Here is a 23,736-nt window from a genome sequence, read left to right on the forward strand (position 1 = left end):
AATGTCAAACTTAGATGATTTTTACAAATATCAGGCGCAAACATCGCCTCACCCGTTGGCATTAGAAATTTCAAAAGCCGAAGGGTCTTATATATATGACATTGACAATAATGCATACCTTGACTTTGTAGCCGGGGTTTCGGCAAATACCCTTGGACATTCTAATCCAAAAGTTATAGAAGCTATAAAGCAACAAGTTGATCAGTATATGCATGTGATGGTATATGGTGAATATATCCAACAACCGGCTGTTGCCTTGACAAAATTACTGGCCAGTGAACTTCCCGCCCCGCTAGAAGCTACCTATTTAGTTAATTCCGGTACCGAAGCGATTGAAGGCGCTATTAAATTGGCTAAAAGAGCTACTGGTCGCGCCACTGTAATTTCAGCAAAGAACGCCTATCACGGTAATACTATGGGTGCAATGAGTGTTATGGGAATAGAAAGCCGCAAAAGAGCATTTAGACCCCTCATTCCCGGAGTTAAATTTATCGAATTCAATAATCCGGATGAATTAAATCAAATAACACATAAAACTGCAGCTGTCATTTTGGAAACAATTCAAGGCGGAGCTGGGTTTATCGAACCTCAAAATGATTACTTAAAAAAGGTGCGTCAACGTTGCGACGAAACAGGATCGCTATTAATACTGGATGAAATACAACCGGGATTTGGACGAACAGGTAAACTTTTTGGTTTTATGAACTATGGAATTGTTCCTGATATTATTGTGATGGGAAAAGGAATGGGTGGAGGAATGCCGGTCGGTGCCTTTACGGCCTCACACAAACTGATGAATCTATTGAAAGACCATCCAAAGCAAGGACATATTACAACCTTTGGTGGACACCCTGTAATAGCTGCAGCTTGCCTGGCCACCCTTAAAGAAGTAATAAATTCAGACCTTCAGGAAAAAACACTGGAAAAAGAACAGTTATTTAGAAAATTGTTAATACATCCACTTATCAATGAAATCAGAGGTAAAGGATTAATGTTAGCCCTGATCATGAAAAATGAAGAAATAACAAATCATTTGGTTATGGAAAGTATGAAGCACGGACTTGTTTTATTCTGGCTTCTGGTAGAGACCCGTGCCGTTAGAATAACGCCTCCCCTAACCATCAGTAATGACGAAATTAAACAAGGGTGTGACATCATATTGAAAGTATTAAACCAATATAACGTCTAAACTGTTAACTAATTTGTTAATAACAATCATGACTATGAATCAAATCGTAGCCATCAAGCCCTAACTTTATAAATGTAGAAATCTAAAACCGCATCGCTTATGCAATTTAGTGCTCACAATGAACAAAACCTCCCGCTCGAAAAGTTCGAGTCTATGCTAAAAACGAATGATGTCTACTTCTTTGATACTGAAGACTTTGAAGACATTATACACCATTATTTAAACAATGGTAAAGTTAGTTTAGCCAAAAAGGCTATTGCTATCGGTTTAGAACAACATCCAACGTCCTCAGAATTGAAGCTTTTAAAAGTAGAGGTTATGGTATTTGAAAACCGCCTGGATGATGCTGAACAACTTTTATCAGAAATCGCCTCTATTGAAGTCACAAATGAAGAAGTATATATTCAAAAAGCTAATATCTTTTCTAAAAAAGAAAATCATTTGCTTGCCATAGAAATGCTGCAATTAGCATTGACCTATTCTGATGAAAGTTCCGACATTCATTCGTTGTTAGGAATGGAATATTTATTTCTTGATGACTACGTCGAAGCTAAAAACAGCTTTCTGAAGTGCATTGAACAAGATCCTGAAGACTATCCGGCCTTATATAATGCTATTTATTGTTTTGATAATTTAGGTGACACAGAGGGCGCTATTGAATTTCTCAACATCTACCTCGATAAAAATCCATATTGTGAGGTCGCATGGCATCAGATCGGAAAACAATTTTTTAAAGATAAAAGATTTAAAGAAGCCGTTGCTGCATTTGACTTCGCTATCTACTCAGATGATGCTTTTATTGGTGCTTATATCGAAAAAGGAAAAGTACTTGAAAAACTTAAACGCTATAATGAAGCCATCGAGAATTACGAAATAACACTCAAATTGGAAGATCCAACTTCTTTTGCCTTATTAAGAATTGGAAAATGCCACGAAAAGTTAGGAAATCTGGACCTTGCAAAAGAATATTTTTATAAAACGGTTCATGAAGATCCTTTACTCGATAAAGGTTGGATTGCTATTACTGATTTTTACATCCGACAGGAAAATTATCGCAAAGCTTTGCACTACATTAACAAGGCAATAAACATTGATTCTGAAAATGTGCAATATTGGAAAAGAAGTGCTCTTATTCATAGTAACTTACATTTTTACGAAGAAGCTGATTTAGCCTACAAAAAAGCTGTTGAACTTGGCAATTATGAATTAGACACCTGGACAGCCTGGGCAGATATCCTCATAAAACTAGGGGAATACAATTCTGCTATCCAATGCCTGACGCAGGGATTAGAATTTCACCCATCAGAAGCAACACTGGAATACAGACTCTCAGCGATCTATTATACCATAGGAGACGCCCTCGAAGGTAGTCAGCATCTAAAGGCTGCCCTAAAAACCGGCTATCGTCATTTAAAGAATATGACAGAATCATTCCCCTCTGTTTTTAGTAGAAAAACTGTTAAGAATATTATAACAAATTTTCAAAAGACCTCAAATTAAAATTATATACTTTTGTTCGAGTTAAGAACAAAGTATGCGAAGATCATTTTTAGATTACCTAATCATAACTCTTAAAGGAATTGCCATGGGAGCAGCTGATGTTGTTCCTGGCGTTTCTGGAGGCACCATCGCCTTCATCTCAGGAATATACGAAGAACTTATTTCATCAATTAATAAGATCAATCTTTCCGCTTTAAAAACCTTGAGGAAAGAGGGAATTGCCAAAACATGGGAACAGATAAATGGAAACTTTTTTGCTGCCCTCCTTTTAGGGATTGCAATTAGTGTGCTATCCCTGGCCAAAGGTATCAAATGGTTACTGGAAAATGAACCCATTTTACTTTGGTCATTCTTCTTTGGTCTGGTTTTAGCAAGTATCCTTTTTGTTGCTAAAGAAATTAAAAGATGGCAATTAAGCACCATTTCATTTTTTATCATTGGAACTATTGTGGCCTATTACATTACCACCATTCCCCCAATGCAAAACACAGAAAGTAATTTATTTTTGTTTTTAGCCGGTGCTTTGGCAATTTGCGCCATGATTTTACCAGGTATATCCGGTGCCTTCATATTAGTACTACTAGGAGCTTATAAAGTGGTTTTGGAAGCAATTGATGAAAAGAATCTGAAAACAATTGGTATTTTGGGAATTGGTGCCATTTTCGGTATCTTAAGCTTCGCCCGCATATTAAAATGGATGTTCAACCATTATAAAAATCTTACTTTGGCCATTTTAACCGGGTTCATTTTAGGTTCATTAAACAAAATATGGCCATGGAAAGAAACCTTAACATGGTACACCAACTCCAAAGGTCATGAAGTTCCCTTATTACAGCAAAGTATATTGCCAGGTAATTATACAGGAGATCCTCAGTTATTATGGTCAGTATTACTGGCAATTTGTGGTTTTCTTACCATTTACATTTTAGAAAGAGTAGCTGTTAAATCTAACTAATATATGCTGCAAAAAACGCGCACCATTCAAGATAAAATATTCCTTTTCATAAAAGGATTAGCGATGGGTGCTGCAAATAAAGTTCCAGGCGTTTCAGGCGGTATTGTTGCCTTTGTTGCAGGCTTTTATGAAGAATTCATCTTCTCTTTACAGCGTATCAATGGAAAAGCATTTACCCTATTATTCAAAAGAGGTTTTAAGAGCTTCTACCAATACATCAATGGTCGGTTTTTGGGGCTACTTCTATTAGGAATGCTCACCAGCTATTTTAGTGTTTCTAAAATTCTTGATTATTTTCTCGAACGAAAAGAACTCTATGTTTGGGCTTGTTTTTTTGGAATGATATTAGGTTCTATTTATTACATATACAAAGACTTTCATCATTGGAAAAAAAACACCATTTTATCAGCATTAGCTGGCCTGATATTAGGTGTTTCCATTAGTTTCCTGAGCCCGGCAAAAGAAAATGACAACCTGTTATTTATTTTTCTTTGTGGCATTATCAGTGTCTCCGGAATGACCCTCCCGGGACTGTCAGGATCTTTTATTTTAATCCTTTTAGGTAATTACGTTCTATTGTTGGTTGATTCGGTTAACGCCCTTTACAACACTATAGCAGAAGTATTCAAAGGCGATTTTAGTTTTATCAACAACGGAGAAAGACTTCATATTTTGAAAATACTAGCTGTATTCACCCTCGGCTCAGCAACCGGACTTGTAACACTATCCCACCTCCTGAATTATGTACTAAAACATTATAAATTTGTTACCACCGCAGTAATCATAGGGTTCATAACGGGCTCCTTGGGTGTGGTTTGGCCATGGAAACAAACCATATACAAGTTAAATGAAACCGGAAATTATATTTTAGACAGTGAAGGTGAAAAAATTATTTTAAACTACCAGCGATACATTCCTAACTTTGAATCGGTAGAAACCTGGACTGCCCTGGGGTTTATTTGCATTGGTATATTAATTGTCTTAGCATTAGATTGGTATGGAAAACGCACAACAAAATAAACATAAACTGTTCGGACTTATTGGTAAAAACATTTCTTATTCCTTTTCACGAACGTATTTTTCTAAAAAGTTCGAAGAGCTTCAGCTATCCAATTGTTCCTACGTTAACTTCGACCTTGAGAACATTGCAAAATTCCCCAATATTCTTAAAGAACACCCCGAAGTTAAAGGAATGAACGTTACAATTCCATATAAACAAGCCGTAATTCCTTTTTTGGATAGCTTGAACAAAAATGCCAAAACAATTGGAGCTGTAAACACTATAAAAATCACGAAAAAAGGGAAATTAAAAGGCTATAACACCGACTACTATGGATTCAAAAAATCAATTGAACCGTTTATAAAGCCAAATCATACCAAAGCCCTTATCCTTGGAACCGGAGGTGCCTCTAAGGCCATTGCCTTTGCACTTAAAAAAATGGGAATTGATTACAACTTTGTTTCCAGATCATCAAGTAATGCTGATTTCACATATAAGATCCTAACCAAGTATATCATTGAAGATCATCCAATTATCATTAATTGTACTCCTTTAGGTACCTATCCTAATATTGAAGATAAACCGCCAATCCCTTACGAGTTCATTACCAAAAAACATTTATTATATGATCTTATTTACAACCCGGAAGAAACTGCCTTTTTAAAATTAGGAAAGGAAAAAGGAGCTGCCATATGTAATGGATTGAAAATGTTAGAATTTCAAGCAGAAAAGGCTTGGAAAATATGGAATGAATAAAAATTAACTTCTGACTGATTTATTTTAAGGGGTGTTTATCAAAATACTTGGCTATCTTAAGACTTGTTAGTATCTTTCAGACTTTAAAGTAGTGATGAACCTTAAACATTCTTGAAATGTTAGACGAAGAAAAAAAGGATAACCTGCACGAAGCAGACGGACAGAATAAAGAAACTGTTGAGATTACAAATGCCGAGGAGCAAGAAGAGAAAGTTTCAGACGATAACATTGAAAACATCAATCAGGATCAGCAAGATGATGAAGCTATTGATGAAATAGATAAGTCAAATGCCGAGGATGCTGAAGATGAAGATAATCAACAGCGCCACAGTATACCAATGCCAGACTATCATGCTTTGAGCATGGAAAAGTTGGTTGCCGAGCTGCAAGAACTCATCAACAATCATAAAATTCAAGCCATCAAAAACCATGTTGATGGAATAAAATACGAATTTGAATTAAAGCATCAGGAAGAGTTAGAACAAAGAAAAGAAGACTTCATCAATGACGGCGGAAATGAAATTGACTTTTCCTTCACCTCCCCTACTAAGAAAAAATATGACGAACTCTACAGTGAGTATCGCGCTAAAAGAAATGCCTACTATAAAAATCTTGAGCAAACCTTAAAAGGAAATCTTGAGAAACGCCTTCACCTGATTGAAGAACTAAAAGGACTTATTAACGTTGATGAAAACATTAATGAAACCTTCAAGCGCTTTAAAGAAATACAGGACATTTGGAGACATGCCGGTCCTGTGCCTAGAGTAAGCTATAACGATGTATGGAGAACATATCATTTTCATGTAGAAAGGTTTTATGATTTTCTCGATCTTAACAGAGACCTTAGAGATCTGGACTTTAAACATAACCTGGAAGAAAAAGAAAAGCTCGTTACAAAAGCAGAGGCTTTAAAAAATGAAAAAGATGTTGTAAAAGCTTTCAGAGAACTTCAAATGCTACATAAGATATGGAAAGAAGATATTGGACCGGTAGATAGAGAACACAGAGAAGATATCTGGAATCGTTTCAGTGAAGCAACAAAAGAAATCCATAAAAGAAGGCAAGAGTACTATAAAAAATTAGATGAACTTAGTGAACTAAATTTAGAGAAGAAAAGAAACATAATTGCCGAAATTGAAGCAATTTCTTCGAAAAATTATAAATCACATTCCGAGTGGCAAAAGAAAATAAAAGAAATTGAAAGCTTACGCGAAGCATTCTTTAATGCAGGCAAGGTTCCTCAAAAATTTAATGAAGAAACTTGGTCCTCTTTTAAAGAAACGGTAAGACGCTTCAATCGCAGTAAAAATGCTTTCTACAAAACGCTCAAAAAAGAGCAGCATGTCAACCTGGAAAAGAAACTAAAATTGGTAGAAATTGCCCAATCTTTGCAAGAAAGTGAAGACTGGAACGATACCACCCCAATCATGAAAAAAATTCAGTCTGATTGGAAGAAAATAGGTCATGTTCCTCGAAAATACTCAGATAAAATTTGGGACGAATTTAAAGCGGCTTGTAACAAATATTTTGATAGATATCATGCACATCAGAATAAAGCCAATAAAGTTGAGTTTGAAGCACTGGATAAGAAAAAGGCCTTCTTAGACGAACTGAAAACTTTTGAGCTGGGTGATGATCAGGAAAAAGACTTGAAAACCATCAAGAACTTTATCGCTGAATGGAACGGCTTTGGCAAAGTACCATTTAACAAAAGAGGAGTAGAAGCCAAATTCTTTAAAATTATTGATGCACTCTTCAGAAAATTAAACATCGATAAACAAGAAGCTGAACTGATCAAATACGGTAATAAAATTGACCAATTAGAGCAAGCCAATGACGAAAATCTCATCTACGATGAAAAACGTTTCATAAGAAGAAAGATTGATGAACTCAAAGGCGAAATCAGACAATTAGAGAACAATCTAGCCTTCTTTAATACAGATAAAAAGAATCCTATAGTAAAAGATGTTGTTGATAACATTGATAAACACAAACAATCTTTAGATATATGGAAAGCCAAATTAAAAGAGATTAGAAATATTAATCTGGAAGAAGATGTAGAAGAACAAAACGTGGAAGAGTCATCAGATAAAGATCCTTCAGGAGAATAAATATCCGAATAGAATAAAAAAAAAGCCACTTTCCAGTGGCTTTTTTTATTTTCCGGAAGCTAACCGTACAAAAAGAAAAAGGGAGTATTGTTTAATACCCCATTTTCTTTCTAAATAAATACTTCTTAAAATTAATTCTGATCCGCTTCTGTTAAATTTGGATTTGCATCTATTTCCGCCTGTGGAATTTTAAAGATCCATTCATCATTAACTGAAGGTCTTCCTTGCATAAAACCATTTTGATATAAAACCTCAGAGGCACCAGAATTGGTATGATCTATACCTTCATCCCATCGAATATGATTGGTATAACCAAAACCTTCACCATAAAGCTCTACATACCACTGAAATTTAATTTGGTCCATTAACGCTTGTTGGGTACCATATGCCGTTTTATCAAAAGCAGAGTCTCTTGCTCCCGCAAGCATCCCTAAAGCATCTTGAGCCCCTGTAATGTCGTTCATCATAGCTTTAGCTTCTGCCTCTATTAAATACATCTCCGAAGAACGCATATATATTACATCATCAGGATCAATAGTTCCTGGATTCTTTTGTAAGAACTTAACATGCATATATGGATGTGTATTATGCCTGTCTGTCATCCCATAGGTAGCAATAATCTCATCATACGCAGCTTCAAAATCAGCCTCATTATCGTAATTTGGATCAGTTTCAAAACTTCCTCCCTCGCCATTAGAAGCCGAAGAATTTGTATTAGGAGCTAATGGTAACACACTTTTCTTACGATAATCGGTATCAGGTATCAGCTCGTATATTTCTTTATTAAAAAGCTTTGGATTACCCCTGTTCTGACTTCCATTAAAGGTAGGTGATACTAAATAAAAATAGGAACGGAAAAATGTAGTCTCTGTTTGAATAACATTTCCTCCCCAGATAACCTCCGATAAATTATTGGTATTGAAACCAGACAACCAATCAGCTTCATCCATCAATGGGAACCCATCTCTTGCCATTACAGCAGCGTCAGCAGCTGTTTGCCAATCTCCCTTAGATAAGGCCATACGCGCTTTTATTCCATAAGCCGCATTAATATTAATTTGAGACTTATGCTTCGGATCACCAGTAGGACGAGCAGTTGCATTCTGGAAATATGCAATGGATTGATTTATATCTTGCTCTATCTGATCATACACTTCTTGAACAGTTGATCTGGGCTGACTCTCATAGGGTGCCTCCGTAGAAAACAATAAAGGAACTCCAGGATCTGTTGAAGGGTTTCCTATTAAATAACCTTTACCGAATGAGGTTACCAGCTTAAGATAAGCCCATGCCCTGTAGGCATATGCCTGCCCAAGTATCTCACTCATATCTTCATCAATAACCAAATTATCATCGGCTACCTTTTTAATTATCGAATTACAGCTTGCAATAAAATGATAACGCTGAAACCAAAGTTGTTCATTCATTGCATCAGTTGGAACCGTATGTGCTATCCAACGTAATTCAGCTTGATGCCAGCCATTAGCCGGAGCCGAGTGAATCAACACCCCTGGTATCACATCAAACATCGGAATAAAATAATGCTCCCCCGCAAATGTATTAGATCCTCCCGGTAAGGAACCGGTCTGAGCATACATATATCGGTGTAATCCATTTAAGATTAATTTCATATTCGCCGGTGATGCCAATGCATCACCTGCAGAAATAGCATCTGTCGGTTTGGTTTCCAGAAAATCTTCTGAACATCCGGTTAAGGTCATCATTAAAAATGACATCAATATTATATTAATTTTTCGTAACATATTTTTCATTTTTAATAGATATTAGAAAGATACATTAATACCAAGGGAAACAACTCTTGAAGGATTGTAATCATTCCCTGATCCTGTACCTGCTAGGTTATACTGTGGGTTCAATCCGGTTCTTTCACTTTTGATGAATAAATTTTCACCCGCTAAAAAGAATCTTAAATTTGAAACCCCTAATCTTTCAGATACGTCATCATCCAGCGTATAGGAAAGATTCACATTTTTCAGTGCTATATAAGAAGCATCTGTTAAAAATCGAGTAGATTGTGTTTGAACTTGATTTGAGTTCCCATTTTCTAACCTTGGAACACTGGTTACATCCCCAGGTGCTCTCCATGCATTCAAGGCATCCTCATGTAACGACTCTCCATAGTCTCCAGTATGCATCATCGCAGCATAACCATTATCTAAGATTTTTCCACCTTGTGAAAAAGTAAACATAAAATCAAAAGCCAACCCTTTATAGCTAAATCTATTTTGAACAGATCCAATTAAATCAGGAATCGAACTCTCTCCTACATATGCTCTACCGGCATCATCCCAATCATTAGTCGTGGCATGAGTTCCATCAGGATTCAAAACAGCCTGTCTTTCTCCGGCATTAATATCCCCTTCATACATATAATACAAAGCATCTCCATTATCCGGATCAACACCAGCGTAATCATAGATATAAAAATCATATCGTGAACGTCCCACATCCCAACGTTTAGATCCATTTACAAATGGTGCAGGAAGATCAGTAATTTCATTGTTTAAGGTCGAAGCCTGTAGTGTTAAATCCCATTTAACATCACCATTGTCAATTAAATGTCCTGTAAGAGCAACTTCAAACCCTTCATTAAACATGGTTCCTATATTATCCGGTTTTTCATCCAAACCATTCGACAATGCAATCGGCAAATTGTAAAGTAAATCAGAAGAATTTTTCTTATAGTATTCGACTGAACCATCAAGGAAGTTATTAAACAATCCAAATTCTAACGCAATATCCCAACTCTCTACTGTTTCCCATGTAAGTGCATTATTACCCAAATCAGACCAGTAAATAGCAGGGTCTCCAGCATTAGAGGTAAGAGAATACCTAGGTTGAGATATGTAAAAATCTAGTAAGTTATCATTACCTACTTCCCCATATGACGCTCTTAATTTCAAACGGTCAATAAATGAAACATTATCCATGAAACTCTCCTGGTCAATTCTCCAGGATCCGCCTATAGAATAAAAATTACCCCAGCGAACATCCGAATTAAATACAGAAGAACCGTCTCTCCTTGCAGATGCACTTAAATAATACCTATTGTCAAAGTTATAATTCACTCTGGCAAAATACCCCTCAGTTCTTTTATCTGAACTATAACCTCCTAACCTAACAGGCGTCGAAAAGTTATCAAACTCATATATCCCCTCGGCAGTCTGAGTTGTCGCTAAACCATCATTTTCCGAATAGTTTCTGTCAAAACTCTCATGACCCAGGGTAACATCCAAATTATGAACATCATTGAATGTATTATTGTAGGTTAAAATTTGGTTGAAGTTCTCAACAGTTCTTCTAAAGCGCGTTTCACCGTACCTTCCGGTTGGAGCTCCATCACCTACGATATTATTTTCATAACTCTTATTTATGTAATCCTGAATATCCTGACCGTAATTAAATTTTAGATTTAAGCCTTCCAATAAAGTGAATTCTGCATAGTATCTGAATCCATAATTATTAATTTTAGTAAGCTCTTCATTAAATATTGCTTCAGCAATACCATGACGACCCGGACTATAAGGTCTTGACTGTATGCCAAATTCCGGATATCCTTCACCATAATCAAACTGACGTTCACCTGCAGCATTCAACGCAAAGTTCCCATCGTTATCAACTACATAAACCGGATAAATAGAACCTACATCTTTTGCCCAGTTGAACGGATTCACAATGCTACTCTCTCCAACCCCCGTCGGACCATGTGAGTTTGATAATGATAAGTTAACGCTACCTCCAACAGACAACCAGTCCGTAAGATCGAAATCTCCATTTAAACGAGACGTAATTCGGTCATAATCACTTTCGATCACATAACCATCTTCTTTCAAATAAGAGGCTGAAAAAAACACCTGATGGTCTTCTCCACCACCAGTAACACTCATAGAGTGATTTATCCTTTGACCAGTCCGCTCTAAAGCGTCATACCAGCTTAATCCCTTGTATATAACACTTGCATTTGGGTTTAAACGCCCATCAGTTCCAACAATTTGATCATTGGGCACATTAAAAGGATTATACCCAAGACGGTTAAAAATAGTAGCAGACGCCTCAGTCGCAGCATCAGCACCACTTAAGGAATTCTTGTACGCTTCCCACATCAATTCATAATATTGACCCGGATTAACTGCCTTATATTCCTCAACAGCCTTGGTCACAATACCATACTGAGAGGTTACGTTAATTCTTGCTGGCGATCCTTTCTTCCCTGTCTTCGTTGTAATTAAAACAACACCATTTGCAGCCCTGGATCCATATAATGAAGTCGATGCCGCATCTTTTAGAATGGTCATAGACTCAATATCATCCTGATTAATACTATTCAATCCTCCCTCAAACTGAATCCCGTCAACTATATAAAGTGGATCTGTTGATCCATTCAAGGTTCCCACACCTCTAATAATAATTTCCGGAGAAGAGCCTGGTTGACCAGATGCAGATATCACCTGAACACCCGTTGCAGTACCTTCAATTGCAGAAATAGGTGAAGTGGCCACACGTAATGCTAAATCCTCAGAACCTACAACATCAGCAGATCCCGTAAAAGCTTCCTTGGTGGTTTGACCATAAGCAGTAACAATAACCTCTTCAAGAGCTTGAGCATCTGTAACCATTTGAACATTAATAACACGGGAAGATCCCACAGCTCGTTCAACAGTCTTCTGACCTACATATGAAAATACAAGTGTTTCCCCTACACTTGCTTCTATAGAATATTTACCATCAAAATCTGTTTGTGTCCCAGTGGAGGTTCCTTTAATCAGAACAGCTACACCTGGTAATGGAATTCCATCTTCATCTACAACGGTACCACTAACCGTTTCCTGAATAATAGAAGCAAATGCCTCTTGTAAATCCCTGGAAGAAGCGGTTGCTATCATAGACGTTTTATTTCGCTCCTCTTCTTCTTCTCTTAATAAGTTTTTGAGTTCCTTATAAGCAGATTTTTGATTTTTAGGGAATAGCACTACATGCTTTTTTATTACCCTAAAATCTATTTCTGTATTACTCAGAATAGCTTTTAAAACATTATTTATATTTTCATTATTTGCTCTTACAGACACTTTTTTTGAAACATCTATAAGGCTATTGTTATAAAAGAAATTGAATTCACTTTTGCTTTCAATCTCAAGAAGAACATTCTTTAATTCCGCATTTTTAAGGTCTAAAGAGATATTTTGGGCATTAGCATCTAATGCAAAAATCTTCACCATAGTAAAACACAGAAGGACTGTATATATTTTCATAATCCTAATGATTGGGATTTTGGATAAAGATCCAATGGAACTGTTTTTTTTCATAATTTTACATAGTTTAATGGTTTTTAACTTTTTTAAGGAATCGTTAAAATTGGAGCGTGTGTGGAGCACGCTCTTTTTTGTTTAATAGTTTAATAGTTTTTAAGTTAGTTTTAAGTTTATTTTTCCATAGATAATAGTATTTGGTTGCCTTTCATATCATAATTGACCGGAGAAGAATATTTTAAAAGTTTAACGACTTCTTCTATAGTCAGGTTATTAAATGTACCAGTATATTTATATTCCAAAAGTGATGGTGAACCAATTTCAAAAACCACATCATACTTCCTTTCCAGATCTGAAATTACTTGCTTCATAGGCGTCTCATTAAACACCAACACCCCCTTCTGCCATGCTATAATCTCATCTGATTTAACTTCTGCAACAACTAATTCTGTAGATACCTTATTAAAGGTGGCTTTTTGTGATGGTTTTAAAAAGATTGACTCCTCTTGATCTTCTTCCAAAATTTCAACTTTCCCCGTAATCAAGGTAGTTTCAATATTTTCATCTTCCTCATAAGACTTCACATTGAAGGAAGTTCCCAATACCTTAATATCAATACCATTTGTTTTCACAATAAATGGCTTAGTCTCATCATGTGTTACGTCAAACAAAGCCTCCCCCTCCAGATAGACTAACCTTTTATCCCCTCGAAATTGATCAGGATACCTGATATGGCTATCTGAATTTAATATTACTTTTGAACCGTCCGGTAATATAATTTCCTTCTTCTCTCCTACCACGGTTTGTTCCTTAACAATGGAAGCGGGATCAGAAGACAATTCATTACCGCCCAGCTGAAAAACCATAAACGAAATAACAATTGGAATAACTATGGCCATGGCTCTTAATGCTACGGAGCGATTGCTTTTTTTCTTATCTAGCTGCTCTAATCGTTGCTTGAAACCACTACCTTCAGCCTGAAAAGCAGATAGTGTTTCAGTTTTATCTATTCCTGAAGCAACATGTGAGGCCTTCAGCCTGTTGAATTTCTTTTGATTATCTGGATGTTGACGGAGCCACTCTAATACACTTTTTCGTTCATCCTCTGTGACAGCTCCTTTAATAAATCGATCCAATAGCTTGTTATGCATTTGATACGTCTTTTTACCCATAAGACGTACAAATAATAATTTACCCCTATTGCTAATTAATTTTTTTAAAGAAAAGGCATATACTCTCTTAAATAAAGTCGCATATGCTTAAGAGCTTTAGACATGTGATTTTCTACAGTTTTGATTGAAATATCTAATTCTTCTGATATTTCTTTATATCGTAACCCCTGAACTTTACTCTTGGTGAAAACCTCACGACATTTTTCAGGCAGAGCTGCAATGGCTAACTGAATTTGTTGACCTAACTCTTCTTCAATAAACTTCGTTGAGGCAGTATCAGAAAGTGCCTCAAAATGCACAAATGCCTCTAATTGCAAGGTATTATCTGTCTTGGAAAGTCTTTTTTTATGCTTTCTCAAATGATCTAAACAAAAGTTTTTAGTCATTCTGTATAGATAAGCGTTTAAAGAAGATTTAATAGAAAGCTTATTTTTTCGCTTCCAAAGCTTTACAAATACATCATTAATTATTTCCTCTGAGTCTTCTTTATTATTGAGATAAGAATTAGCGACATACAGCAATCTCTCGTAGTATAGGCGATATAAAAGTTCATGAGCTTCAATATCTCCTTCCTTGAGTAAATTAATAAAGTTTTGGTTATTAATGTCTAATATTCTTTTTCTCACACTGATCCTATTAGCACCATAATAAGTACACACGAATATACCAAATACTTAGCATTTGTTATTCTTTTAACTAAATTTTTTAATTATTACAAACGAATCTACCAATATCAATACGAACAACTAACGTACACCATCGCTTTAAAAAAATATTTACTTACTGGTTGATAAAGAAAATACACAAACCAATAATCATTGATAAACAACTATTAGATAAGCTGTATTTAAAAAATAGCTCGACACTTAAAATCCAGCCATTGTTTTGATATCAAAAAAGGTTATAGGAAAGATATCATACAAAAAAAAAGCATCGATGATTCGATGCTTTTTCCGTTATTTTTTTAATGGTTATAAATAAAAACCCTCTTGTTATTTAGCTATATTCACAGCTCTGGTTTCTCTGATAACCGTTACTTTTACTTGTCCTGGATAGGTCATATCAGTTTGAATCTTTTGAGATATTTCAAACGAAAGTTCTGCAGCTTTATCATCAGACACCTTCTCACTCTCTACAATAACTCTTAATTCCCTACCTGCTTGTATTGCATAGGCCTTTTTAACACCGTTAAAAGCAAAGGCCGTCTCCTCCAGTTCTTTTAAACGTTGAATATATGAATCTAAAATCTGTCTTCTGGCACCAGGTCTTGCTCCGCTAATAGCATCACAAACCTGAACAATAGGAGCTATCAATGATTTCATTTCGATCTCATCATGGTGGGCTCCGATAGCATTACACACGTCAGGTTTCTCTCCATATTTCTCAGCCCATTCCATACCTAAAATAGCGTGAGGCACCTCAGTTTCATTTTCCGGAACCTTACCTATGTCGTGTAATAAACCAGCTCTCTTCGCTAGTTTAGGGTTTAGTCCAAGCTCCGCTGCCATAGTACCACATAACTTCGCAACCTCTCTGGAGTGTTGCAACAAGTTTTGACCATAAGAAGAACGGTATCTCATACGACCCACGGCCTTGATTAATTCAGGATGCAATCCGTGAATTCCAAGATCAATTACAGTACGTTTACCAACCTCTATAATTTCTTCTTCGATTTGTTTAGATACTTTATTAACAACTTCTTCAATTCTCGCAGGATGTATACGTCCATCCGTAACCAAACGGTGCAATGATAATCTCGCCACCTCTCTTCTAACAGAATCAAAACAAGAAAGGATTATGGCTTCTGGTGTATCATCCACTATAATCTCAACACCGGTGGCAGATTCTAAGGCTCGGATATTTCTTCCCTCTCTACCGATAATTCTTCCCTTAACATCATCAGACTCAAGGTTGAATACAGAAACACAATTTTCTATTGCTTCTTCCGTCCCAACACGTTGTATCGTATTTACAACAATTTTTTTAGCCTCTTGCTGAGCAGTAAGCTTCGCCTCCTCCATGGTATTCTGAATGAAAGTCATCGCATCGCTCTTAGCTTCTGATTTTAAAGACTCCATTAATTGCGACTTGGCATCCTCTGCAGAAAGACCTGAGATTACCTCTAGCTGTTCTACTTGACTTTTATGTAACTTTTCTACCTCAGCCTGTCTTTTATCAAGAAGATTTAATCTGTAATCATAATCATTTGACTTCTGCTGTAACTCATCAGATAACTTCTTATTCTTAGCGATCTCATTAGACACCTGTGATTCTTTATCTCTGACCCTCTTTTCCGCCTCTGCTATTTTTTTATCCTTGGAAATAATTACTTTCTCATGCTCGGATTTTAATTCCAGAAACTTTTCTTTGGCCTGAAGTATTTTATCTTTTTTAATACTTTCTCCTTCCGTAGTGGCTTCCTTAATAATAGTATTTGCCTCTTTTTTAGCATTGCTTAGCGTTTTTGAAGCATTGCTCTTCTCCATCATCTTTGCCACTACAAATCCTAATACTAGTCCTACTACGCCTATAATTGCGAGTGTTAACGTGCTATCCATCTTTAATTTTGGTTTAAAAAAAAAGCCTACATCGGAATGTTTTTGTACAAACTCCTGAAAAACAGGTTTAAGGCTACCCCGCTGATCAAGGATCCGTTACTAGGACGGCATGCTTTTACAACAGAAACTCACCTTTTTTAATTGTATAGTGTTGAGTTCGTCAAAAAAATTATCTCCAATGTAGGCAGTAACAATACTTTTTATTTAAAAGAACATTTTTATGAATTGAAATGCTGAAGTAATATTTGATTTAGCGATTTTAAACGATCTATAGCTTCAACATTATCATTATCCTCATCGATACTTTGTTGTTCCAGCTGAGAAGCAAATTGTAATGCACACATGGCGAGTACATCTTGCTTGTCACGCACGGCATAATTCTTTTCAAACTTTTTAATTAAGTCTTCTATATTCTTTGCAGCCTTTCTCAAACCTTCTTCCTGGCTTGGATCTATCGTTAGAGGATACACTCTGTCTGCTATAGTCAACTTAATTTTAAGTTTTTGATCCATTATGCTTAGAACGTTATTCGGAAAGCTGAGCAATACAATGATCTATTTCCCGAATTAAAGTATTTATTTTAAGTTTCGTTTCAGTTTTATGTTCATTACTGCCAAGCATTGAACTTGCGACTTTGAGCGAATTATATTTTTCCTCCCACTCAATTATGGTTCTCTGAAGGGAGTGTTTCGATTTCTCTGCTATAGCCAATTCCTCTTTTAAAGACTGATTTTCCTGCTTTAAAACATCCATTTTATGGAGCAGTTTACTGACCTTATTTTCAAGAGAATCAACTATTTCGATAAGCTCACTCATGCACACAAATTTCAATACACAACTTTACAAAGTTAACATACCTGTTGATACTTCGCAATAAGAATCTAATTTTTTATTAACTAAAATAAACTAAATAAGGTTTTAACACGTTCGTTTTTTTTTGAATTCACCCATTTAATTAAATTAGCTGCCTAATAATAAACCTTATGCGCTTAACACTTACCCTATTTGTATTATTTTCTCAATTTCTATTCGCCCAACGCCAATACCCTGTAAGCTACTTCAGGTCCCCATTGGATATACCCATCCTGTTATCAGGGACATTTGGAGAATTACGATCCAACCATTTTCATTCAGGATTAGACATTAAAACCCAGGGACGAGAAGGATTAACAGTTCATGCTATTGGGGAAGGTTATGTTTCAAGAATAAAAATACAACATTATGGATATGGTAAAGCGGTATACATACAACATCCTAACGGTTACACATCCGTTTATGCGCATATGCAAAAATTCTCCCCCGAAATTGAAGCCTATGTAAAAAAACTTCAATACAACCAACAATCTTATGAGGTAGAAGCCTTTCCCAGACCCTCAGAATTAAGATTAGATAAAGGTGAATTAATTGGATATAGTGGTAACTCAGGTAGTAGCGGAGGCCCACATTTACACTTTGAAATAAGAGACGCCTCACAAAAGCCAATAAACCCTATGTATTTCGGAATGGAAGTCGAAGATAATCAACCACCGACAATCCTGGGACTTTTCGGATATGCATTAGACAACAAAAGCAACATCAATCAATCCAACAACCCTATCAAGTTAAATTACACAAAACAACCGGATGGTAGTTTTTTAGCTGATAAAATAAGTGCTCACGGAAATATAGGGTTTGGATTTAACGCATACGACAGACAAAATAAAACCTATAACAAGAATGGAGTATTTGCCGTCGATCTAACAGTTAATGGCAACCCATACTTCAGTTACGATTTCGAAACCTTTTCTTTCAGTGAAACACGCTATATCAATACATTTATTGATTATGAGCGATATGCAACTCACGGACAAAGAGTACAGCAATGCTTCTTAAAACCTTATACCAGGTTAAGCATTTTCAATGAAAAGGTTAATAACGGCATCATCGAAGTGAAAGAAGGAATGAACTATATGGTTGAAATAGCCGTAAAAGACTTCAAGAATAATATTAGCCTTATTAAGATACCAATTGAAGGAAAAAACCAGGAAGTTTTAGATAAGTCAGAAAACAGTCAAACAGATCATTACCTGATCGCCGGAAGAGATAATATCTATGAAATTGGTCAAGCCAAAGCTTTCTTTCCTCAAAATACCTTTTACAACAACTTCTTTATTGACTTACAAGAAGAAAATGGCATTATCTCCATTCACAATGACCAGATTCCGGTGCGAAAAACATATACCCTAAGTTTTGACATCAGCAATCATCCTGATGCAGATAAAAGTGATTTAATTATCGTAAATCTCGATAAAAATGGACAGCCTGGTTACCAAACAACCTATCGAAAGGGCAATACGTTAAGTACAAGAACACGAAACCTGGGTAAATTTAAAGTGGTTAGAGACAGCCTTGCACCCAGAATCATTCCCCATAATTTTAAAGAAGGACAATGGCTTTCCAATTATCGGTACCTGAAAATCAAAATCTACGATGATCTTAGCGGAATAAAAGACTATAAAGCAAGTATTGATGGAAAATGGATTTTAACAGAATACGAATACAAGAAAAACTTGCTTACCTACGATTTCAGCGACCTGAAACTTGAAGGAACAAAACATGAACTGGTTATTGAAGTTACCGATAATGCCGGAAATTCCACCACACTGGAGGGCACCTTCTTCAGAAAAGAATGATGACTAAAATTTAATAGCTAATTAACAGGATTTAATAAAAAGATATAGTAGCTTCGCTGCCTGAATTGCAGACTTTTAAAAACAATAGAACTCTTGAAAACATTTTTTTACGTATTTATTTTTGTAATTTCTACAACGGTGTGTGCTCAAAAAACGATATATCAGAGTGCTACTTTTGAAAATCTGAGCAAAGACCACAAAGTTCTTGCGATCTTGCCCTTTGATACCCTTTTAGAAATAACTGACTTCGATGATTTAACACCAGAAGAGTCAGCTAGCCTTAAAGAAAAAGAAGCCTACGCCGTGCAAAATGCATTAGAAACTTATTTTCTAAAACGTAAAAAGCGAAAGAACTTTAGTGTTAGTTTCCAAAACGTAAAAAACACCAATGCAATTCTTGAAAAAAACGGGATAACCTATGAAAATCTCGACATCTACACTACTAAAGAACTAGCTGAAATATTAGGGGTAGATGGTATTATCAATGGTAATCTTAGAATAAGTGCCCTTATTTCCGAAGGCGTATCTACTTCATATGATTTTATGTCCTTTATTACCGGAAAGTCAGATTATGGCAAAATAGCAATCAAAGTAAGTGATGGAGCAACAGGTAAACTTATCTGGAAATATGAAAATACCATAACACGGAAATCTGGTAAAAACACCATCGCTATTATTGAGACGATGATGAAAAAAGCTGCCAGAAAGTTCCCTTACGACAGACATTAGAATCTTTTTTTTATTCATACCTAATGAACCAGATCAAATACAGATGTAGTTCACAGGACATTTTTAGGCTTTATCTAAAATCCTTTATTTGATAGCCTATTTATTAATACTTTTACACCACAGTGATATCAGCTATCATTGTGCCCCCACTCGATTCCTTACCAAGCTTGTTTTTAATTGACAATTTAAATTTGGATTATGGGATACTACACAAATACCATCGTAAAAGGAAAAGAATTCGATGAAGTAATCGACCTGGTTACAGAAGCATTAAAAATTGAAGGATTCGGAATTTTAACTGAAATCGATGTTAAAGAAACTTTTAAAAAGAAACTTGACGTTGATTTTAAAAAGTACAAAATCCTTGGGGCTTGCAACCCAAATTTTGCTCATAAAGCCATTCAAAATGAAGATAAAATCGGGGTACTACTTCCGTGCAATGTGATCATAATTGATCAAGACAATAAAAACATTGAAGTTGCAGTGGTCAACCCTATCGAATCAATGAGTGCTGTAAAAAATGACAAGCTGGAAGAAATAGCCACTGAGGTTCAAAATAAACTAATCAAAGCGATTTCATCAATTTAACTCAAGAACTAATTTCTATTCCCCTCTAGCCTGTTAGCACTTTTAAATAACAAAAGTTACGCCTGTCTATGCGAATCATGGTGTCTCTGCGTAAGCCTGAAAATCATACTTCCCTTGTCCATTTGAAGAGGAATCCCTCAGAGTAAATACATTACAGTTACCCCATACCAAAAGATGTCTAGGCCCGGTGCTAAAGTATGGATAAAGCATAGATAGAGTATGGATAATGTATGAATAGTGTATGGATAAAACAGCTAATAATACCCTTCTTGATCATCATGACTCCTGAAATCAATTAAAAGGGTCATCATAGCCGGTTGACGGAACACCCTAAAACACCAGCGCTCTTAAAAACAAAAAGCGAAGACATTCGTCTTCGCTCTGCGATTTTTTATATTATTAAATTTATTGACTAGCTATGCGCATACTCTTTCAATACCTCAACAACATAATCCAGCTCCTCTTTGGTATTGAACATAGAAAATGAAAAACGTAGCGAAGGTTTTTGTAGATCCTCTTCAGAAAGAACTTCTCTAAGTACATGCGAGCCCGCACTGCTACCACTCTGACAAGCGCTTCCTTTAGAACATGCTATCCCTTTCATGTCTAATTGAAACAATAATAGCTGCGCCTTCTCCGCTGAAAAAGGTAAACAGGTATTCACCAGAGTATAGGTACTTTTACCTTCAACAGCTGAATTTCCATTAAACTTAACATCTGGCAATGCTTCCTTTAACCTCTTAATAAAATGAGATTTTAATTCAGAAACATATTTACGCTCTTCCTCAAGATGTTCATATGCCAGGGTAAAAGCTTCTTCAAGTCCAACGATATTATGAAGAGATTCCGTTCCTGCACGTGAACCTCGCTCCTGACCACCACCAAAAATAAAAGGTCTCAAACCTGAGTCTTTTCTAATGTAGGCAAAACCAACACCTTTCGGCCCATGAAATTTGTGTGCCGCGGCCGTTAAGAAATCAATCTGAGTTTTCTGAACATCCCATTCCCAATGACCAACAGATTGAACTGTGTCTGAATGAAATACCGCTCCATGATCTTTACACACCTGAGCAAACGCATCGATATCTATCATATTACCGATTTCGTTATTCACATGCATCAAACTCACAAGTTTCTTAGAATCATCTGCCTTAAGCAACGCCTCTAAATGATCCAATCTTGGCGAACCTTCTTCATCAAGTTCAACAAACTGTAAAATTAATCCATACTCCCTGGCAATTTCCTCAGCAGTATGTAATACAGCATGGTGCTCTATTTTTGAAGTAATCAGCTTTTGAATCCCTAAATCCCTTACAGCACATCTTAAAATCATATTATCTGCCTCTGTTCCTCCAGAGGTGAAAATAATTTCAGACGGTTTAGCATTTAGTTGCTTGGCTATGGTTTTTCGTGCTTGTTCTACACGAGTCTTAGCTGCCCTTCCAAAACTATGGGTTGAAGAAGGATTCCCGTAACAGTTAACGAGACAGTCTTGTATTTTAGCAATCACTTCATCTCTCACTTGAGTGGTTGCTGCACTATCTAAATATACCTTTTCCATAGTGGCCAAAATTAATTATTACAAAATTATTAGCAATCAATTACGTTATAAATATTCCTTAAAATGTTACTTTTGTTGCTGATGAAAATTCTGAACAACTATACTATGACACTTAGATTCCCTCTGGCCATTGCTATTTTTTCTATATTAACAGGAATCGTAATAACCTCTTGTAGTGATGGCGAATTCATTACAGAAGACATAAATTTTGATGATTCAACCGTTCAATTATGTAACAATTACGTTTTTTATGAGTTGGCAAATCAAAACAAGGAAGCCTTGATCATAGAAATAGATACTGATGAAGATATTTTAACGAACACAGATCAAGTTCAAGAATTCACTATAAATAATACTTCGAACAGAGTTGTTTATCGAATTTTTAATAACAGCGTGTCCGGATCAAATTATTTCTGTAACTCCATTCCCCCAATTGAACCTACGGTTATTGAGGAATGGACTGCCCCATCGGGTACTATACAAATTCAGAATACCCTTGAAGAAGACGACGAAGATGGAATAAGTGCAGAAGAAGAAGGGTTTGATGTCTCAAATCCTGAATTATCAACAGACACAGATGGTGACGGTATTCCTGATTATAAGGATATTGATGATGATGGTGATAATGTTTTAACAAGTACGGAAGCAGTAAAAGTAGGTGATGTATATCGTGATACTGACGGTGATGGCACTCCTGACTATTTAGATCCTGATGACGATGGCGATGGTGTATTAACAAGAAATGAGGATGCTAACGGAGATTTAGCACCTGGAAATGATGTAGTATTAATAAACGGTGAAGAAGTACCTGCCTATTTAACCACAGAGTCAGCTATAGAAAATGTTATTAATCAATACAGACCTCACGATTATTCCTTTAGATATACCAATCAAATTAGTTTGATCGACGGTTTTAAATTAGAAAATCAAAACCAGGAGATTAAGTTTGATGTAGATAACTATTTGTATGGCACCTATGGAGGAAGTTGGGAAAAAGTAGATGAATTCACACCCCCATTTAATCCGTAGTGTTCTGGAAGATATAAACTTCTGTAGCTCCTAATCCGTATTTTTGGTAATCAGCATCATAATAACTGATATTATTATACCTGCCAAATAAATAAGCTAACTCCGTACGAAGAACTCCTTCGCCTACCCCATGAATGAAAACAATGCGCTGAATGCGCTTCCTGATGGCAAATTCTAATTGTCGTTTGGCAGTTTCCAACTGCAGGGTCAACATATCGTGATTGGTAAGTCCCTTGGTAGAAGAAGTTAATTGATGAATATGAAGATCTACCTCCATGGGAGGTTGTTGCTTTTCTCTTTTATTTACCCTCACAGGTTTCCTTTTTGGAACTTCCTTTTCGTTCAGAGCCCGAAAAGCCTCAATATTGGAAACGGTATAAGAATCTTCACTCAACTTTATGAGCTCACCTGCCTTTAGACTCATTTCAAATCCCTCGTCCGTCTCTATTGTAATATTGTCATTTTGTACGGCTATCACTTTTCCTTTAATAGCGTCATCCAATACCTCCACTAAATCACCAACTTCAAACTTCATAAAACCTTATTAATTTAAGAGCTGTTTTCAAATCCCAAATTTAAACATCTCTCCTATATTTGTAATCCTTCATGCCTAATTTTCTTATTAAAGTAGTAACTTTAGCCTGATTAA

The 23,736-nt window shown here is 36.0% G+C and carries 19 protein-coding genes and 1 other RNA gene; 10 read left to right on the top strand and 10 right to left on the bottom strand.

Going from position 1 to position 23,736, the window contains the following annotated elements; all coding sequences use genetic code 11:
- Nucleotide 1: 1 nt before the first annotated feature.
- From P278_RS08800 to P278_RS08825, 6 genes are all read left to right on the top strand, one after another.
- Nucleotides 2–1,189 carry an aspartate aminotransferase family protein gene (locus tag P278_RS08800; protein ID WP_038265099.1) on the top strand — a complete coding sequence of 396 codons (1,188 nt, stop codon included), beginning with the start codon at nucleotides 2–4 and terminating at the stop codon, nucleotides 1,187–1,189.
- A 99-nt stretch (nucleotides 1,190–1,288) separates the two neighbouring features.
- On the top strand, nucleotides 1,289–2,689 hold the full coding sequence (locus tag P278_RS08805) for a tetratricopeptide repeat protein (RefSeq protein WP_038265106.1): 1,401 nt from the start codon (nucleotides 1,289–1,291) through the stop codon (nucleotides 2,687–2,689).
- A gap of 34 nt (nucleotides 2,690–2,723) precedes the next feature.
- Nucleotides 2,724–3,644: a DUF368 domain-containing protein gene (locus P278_RS08810; protein ID WP_038265107.1), complete on the top strand. Its 921-nt coding sequence runs from the start codon at nucleotides 2,724–2,726 to the stop codon at nucleotides 3,642–3,644.
- 3 nt (nucleotides 3,645–3,647) lie between these two features.
- On the top strand, nucleotides 3,648–4,664 hold the full coding sequence (locus P278_RS08815) for a DUF368 domain-containing protein (RefSeq protein WP_038265109.1): 1,017 nt from the start codon (nucleotides 3,648–3,650) through the stop codon (nucleotides 4,662–4,664).
- A complete protein-coding gene (locus P278_RS08820; protein WP_038265114.1) occupies nucleotides 4,642–5,400 on the top strand; it encodes a shikimate dehydrogenase family protein in 759 nt (252 codons plus the stop codon). The genes P278_RS08815 and P278_RS08820 overlap by 23 nt, the downstream gene beginning before the upstream one ends.
- A 116-nt stretch (nucleotides 5,401–5,516) precedes the next feature.
- Complete coding sequence (locus P278_RS08825) at nucleotides 5,517–7,511, top strand: DUF349 domain-containing protein (RefSeq protein ID WP_038265117.1); 1,995 nt, start codon at nucleotides 5,517–5,519, stop codon at nucleotides 7,509–7,511.
- Nucleotides 7,512–7,642: 131 nt separating this feature from the next.
- Here P278_RS08825 and P278_RS08830 read toward each other — a convergent pair whose 3' ends face one another.
- From P278_RS08830 to P278_RS08860, 8 genes are all read right to left on the bottom strand, one after another.
- Nucleotides 7,643–9,274 (bottom strand): RagB/SusD family nutrient uptake outer membrane protein, encoded by a 1,632-nt coding sequence (locus P278_RS08830; protein WP_038265552.1) that lies wholly within the window; start codon nucleotides 9,272–9,274, stop codon nucleotides 7,643–7,645.
- A 21-nt stretch (nucleotides 9,275–9,295) separates the two neighbouring features.
- A complete protein-coding gene (locus P278_RS08835; protein WP_161808354.1) occupies nucleotides 9,296–12,781 on the bottom strand; it encodes a TonB-dependent receptor in 3,486 nt (1,161 codons plus the stop codon).
- 170 nt (nucleotides 12,782–12,951) lie between these two features.
- Nucleotides 12,952–13,929, bottom strand: coding sequence for a FecR family protein (locus P278_RS08840; protein ID WP_038265120.1), 978 nt, complete (start codon nucleotides 13,927–13,929; stop codon nucleotides 12,952–12,954).
- A 65-nt stretch (nucleotides 13,930–13,994) separates the two neighbouring features.
- Nucleotides 13,995–14,576 (bottom strand): RNA polymerase sigma-70 factor, encoded by a 582-nt coding sequence (locus P278_RS08845; protein ID WP_161808355.1) that lies wholly within the window; start codon nucleotides 14,574–14,576, stop codon nucleotides 13,995–13,997.
- Nucleotides 14,577–14,942: 366 nt separating this feature from the next.
- The gene (gene rny / locus P278_RS08850) at nucleotides 14,943–16,508 is read right to left on the bottom strand and encodes a ribonuclease Y (RefSeq protein WP_038265122.1); all 1,566 of its coding nucleotides are present in this window, start codon (nucleotides 16,506–16,508) and stop codon (nucleotides 14,943–14,945) included.
- 48 nt (nucleotides 16,509–16,556) lie between these two features.
- Nucleotides 16,557–16,665, bottom strand: a non-coding RNA gene (gene ssrS, locus P278_RS16420) — 6S RNA.
- Between the two features lie 61 nt (nucleotides 16,666–16,726).
- Complete coding sequence (locus tag P278_RS08855) at nucleotides 16,727–17,020, bottom strand: cell division protein ZapA (RefSeq protein WP_038265125.1); 294 nt, start codon at nucleotides 17,018–17,020, stop codon at nucleotides 16,727–16,729.
- A 13-nt stretch (nucleotides 17,021–17,033) separates the two neighbouring features.
- On the bottom strand, nucleotides 17,034–17,324 hold the full coding sequence (locus P278_RS08860; RefSeq protein WP_038265128.1) for a hypothetical protein: 291 nt from the start codon (nucleotides 17,322–17,324) through the stop codon (nucleotides 17,034–17,036).
- 167 nt (nucleotides 17,325–17,491) lie between these two features.
- On the opposite strand from P278_RS08860, the gene P278_RS08865 reads away from it, so the two are divergent.
- From P278_RS08865 to P278_RS08875, 3 genes are all read left to right on the top strand, one after another.
- Entirely contained in the window at nucleotides 17,492–19,180 is a 1,689-nt protein-coding gene (locus P278_RS08865; protein ID WP_038265131.1) for a M23 family metallopeptidase, read from the top strand.
- Nucleotides 19,181–19,273: 93 nt separating this feature from the next.
- Nucleotides 19,274–19,909 carry a hypothetical protein gene (locus tag P278_RS08870; protein ID WP_038265134.1) on the top strand — a complete coding sequence of 212 codons (636 nt, stop codon included), beginning with the start codon at nucleotides 19,274–19,276 and terminating at the stop codon, nucleotides 19,907–19,909.
- Nucleotides 19,910–20,107: 198 nt separating this feature from the next.
- Entirely contained in the window at nucleotides 20,108–20,497 is a 390-nt protein-coding gene (locus P278_RS08875) for a DUF302 domain-containing protein (RefSeq protein ID WP_038265138.1), read from the top strand.
- A gap of 412 nt (nucleotides 20,498–20,909) precedes the next feature.
- Here P278_RS08875 and P278_RS08880 read toward each other — a convergent pair whose 3' ends face one another.
- Nucleotides 20,910–22,058 carry a cysteine desulfurase family protein gene (locus P278_RS08880; RefSeq protein ID WP_038265141.1) on the bottom strand — a complete coding sequence of 383 codons (1,149 nt, stop codon included), beginning with the start codon at nucleotides 22,056–22,058 and terminating at the stop codon, nucleotides 20,910–20,912.
- A gap of 105 nt (nucleotides 22,059–22,163) precedes the next feature.
- Between P278_RS08880 and P278_RS08885 the strand changes: the two genes are divergently transcribed.
- Nucleotides 22,164–23,087: a hypothetical protein gene (locus tag P278_RS08885; RefSeq protein ID WP_051413482.1), complete on the top strand. Its 924-nt coding sequence runs from the start codon at nucleotides 22,164–22,166 to the stop codon at nucleotides 23,085–23,087.
- Here P278_RS08885 and P278_RS08890 read toward each other — a convergent pair.
- The gene (locus tag P278_RS08890) at nucleotides 23,077–23,622 is read right to left on the bottom strand and encodes a Smr/MutS family protein (protein WP_038265145.1); all 546 of its coding nucleotides are present in this window, start codon (nucleotides 23,620–23,622) and stop codon (nucleotides 23,077–23,079) included. The genes P278_RS08885 and P278_RS08890 overlap by 11 nt on opposite strands.
- Nucleotides 23,623–23,736 lie beyond the last annotated feature (114 nt).

The sequence above is a fragment of the Zhouia amylolytica AD3 genome, assembly GCF_000511935.2.
Lineage (GTDB): Bacteria > Bacteroidota > Bacteroidia > Flavobacteriales > Flavobacteriaceae > Zhouia > Zhouia amylolytica.

What these genes read in the sequence shown, in the direction of transcription:
- P278_RS08885 (WP_051413482.1), top strand. Translation starts at nt 22,164, where the DNA reads ATGACACTTAGATTCCCTCTGGCCATTGCTATTTTTTCTATATTAACA.
- P278_RS08840 (WP_038265120.1), bottom strand. Translation starts at nt 13,929, where the DNA reads ATGCATAACAAGCTATTGGATCGATTTATTAAAGGAGCTGTCACAGAG.
- P278_RS08830 (WP_038265552.1), bottom strand. Translation starts at nt 9,274, where the DNA reads ATGTTACGAAAAATTAATATAATATTGATGTCATTTTTAATGATGACC.
- P278_RS08880 (WP_038265141.1), bottom strand. Translation starts at nt 22,058, where the DNA reads ATGGAAAAGGTATATTTAGATAGTGCAGCAACCACTCAAGTGAGAGAT.
- P278_RS08875 (WP_038265138.1), top strand. Translation starts at nt 20,108, where the DNA reads ATGGGATACTACACAAATACCATCGTAAAAGGAAAAGAATTCGATGAA.
- P278_RS08835 (WP_161808354.1), bottom strand. Translation starts at nt 12,781, where the DNA reads ATGAAAATATATACAGTCCTTCTGTGTTTTACTATGGTGAAGATTTTT.
- P278_RS08805 (WP_038265106.1), top strand. Translation starts at nt 1,289, where the DNA reads ATGCAATTTAGTGCTCACAATGAACAAAACCTCCCGCTCGAAAAGTTC.
- P278_RS08815 (WP_038265109.1), top strand. Translation starts at nt 3,648, where the DNA reads ATGCTGCAAAAAACGCGCACCATTCAAGATAAAATATTCCTTTTCATA.
- rny (WP_038265122.1), bottom strand. Translation starts at nt 16,508, where the DNA reads ATGGATAGCACGTTAACACTCGCAATTATAGGCGTAGTAGGACTAGTA.
- P278_RS08825 (WP_038265117.1), top strand. Translation starts at nt 5,517, where the DNA reads ATGTTAGACGAAGAAAAAAAGGATAACCTGCACGAAGCAGACGGACAG.
- P278_RS08820 (WP_038265114.1), top strand. Translation starts at nt 4,642, where the DNA reads ATGGAAAACGCACAACAAAATAAACATAAACTGTTCGGACTTATTGGT.
- P278_RS08860 (WP_038265128.1), bottom strand. Translation starts at nt 17,324, where the DNA reads ATGAGTGAGCTTATCGAAATAGTTGATTCTCTTGAAAATAAGGTCAGT.
- P278_RS08810 (WP_038265107.1), top strand. Translation starts at nt 2,724, where the DNA reads ATGCGAAGATCATTTTTAGATTACCTAATCATAACTCTTAAAGGAATT.
- P278_RS08855 (WP_038265125.1), bottom strand. Translation starts at nt 17,020, where the DNA reads ATGGATCAAAAACTTAAAATTAAGTTGACTATAGCAGACAGAGTGTAT.
- P278_RS08800 (WP_038265099.1), top strand. Translation starts at nt 2, where the DNA reads ATGTCAAACTTAGATGATTTTTACAAATATCAGGCGCAAACATCGCCT.
- P278_RS08865 (WP_038265131.1), top strand. Translation starts at nt 17,492, where the DNA reads ATGCGCTTAACACTTACCCTATTTGTATTATTTTCTCAATTTCTATTC.
- P278_RS08890 (WP_038265145.1), bottom strand. Translation starts at nt 23,622, where the DNA reads ATGAAGTTTGAAGTTGGTGATTTAGTGGAGGTATTGGATGACGCTATT.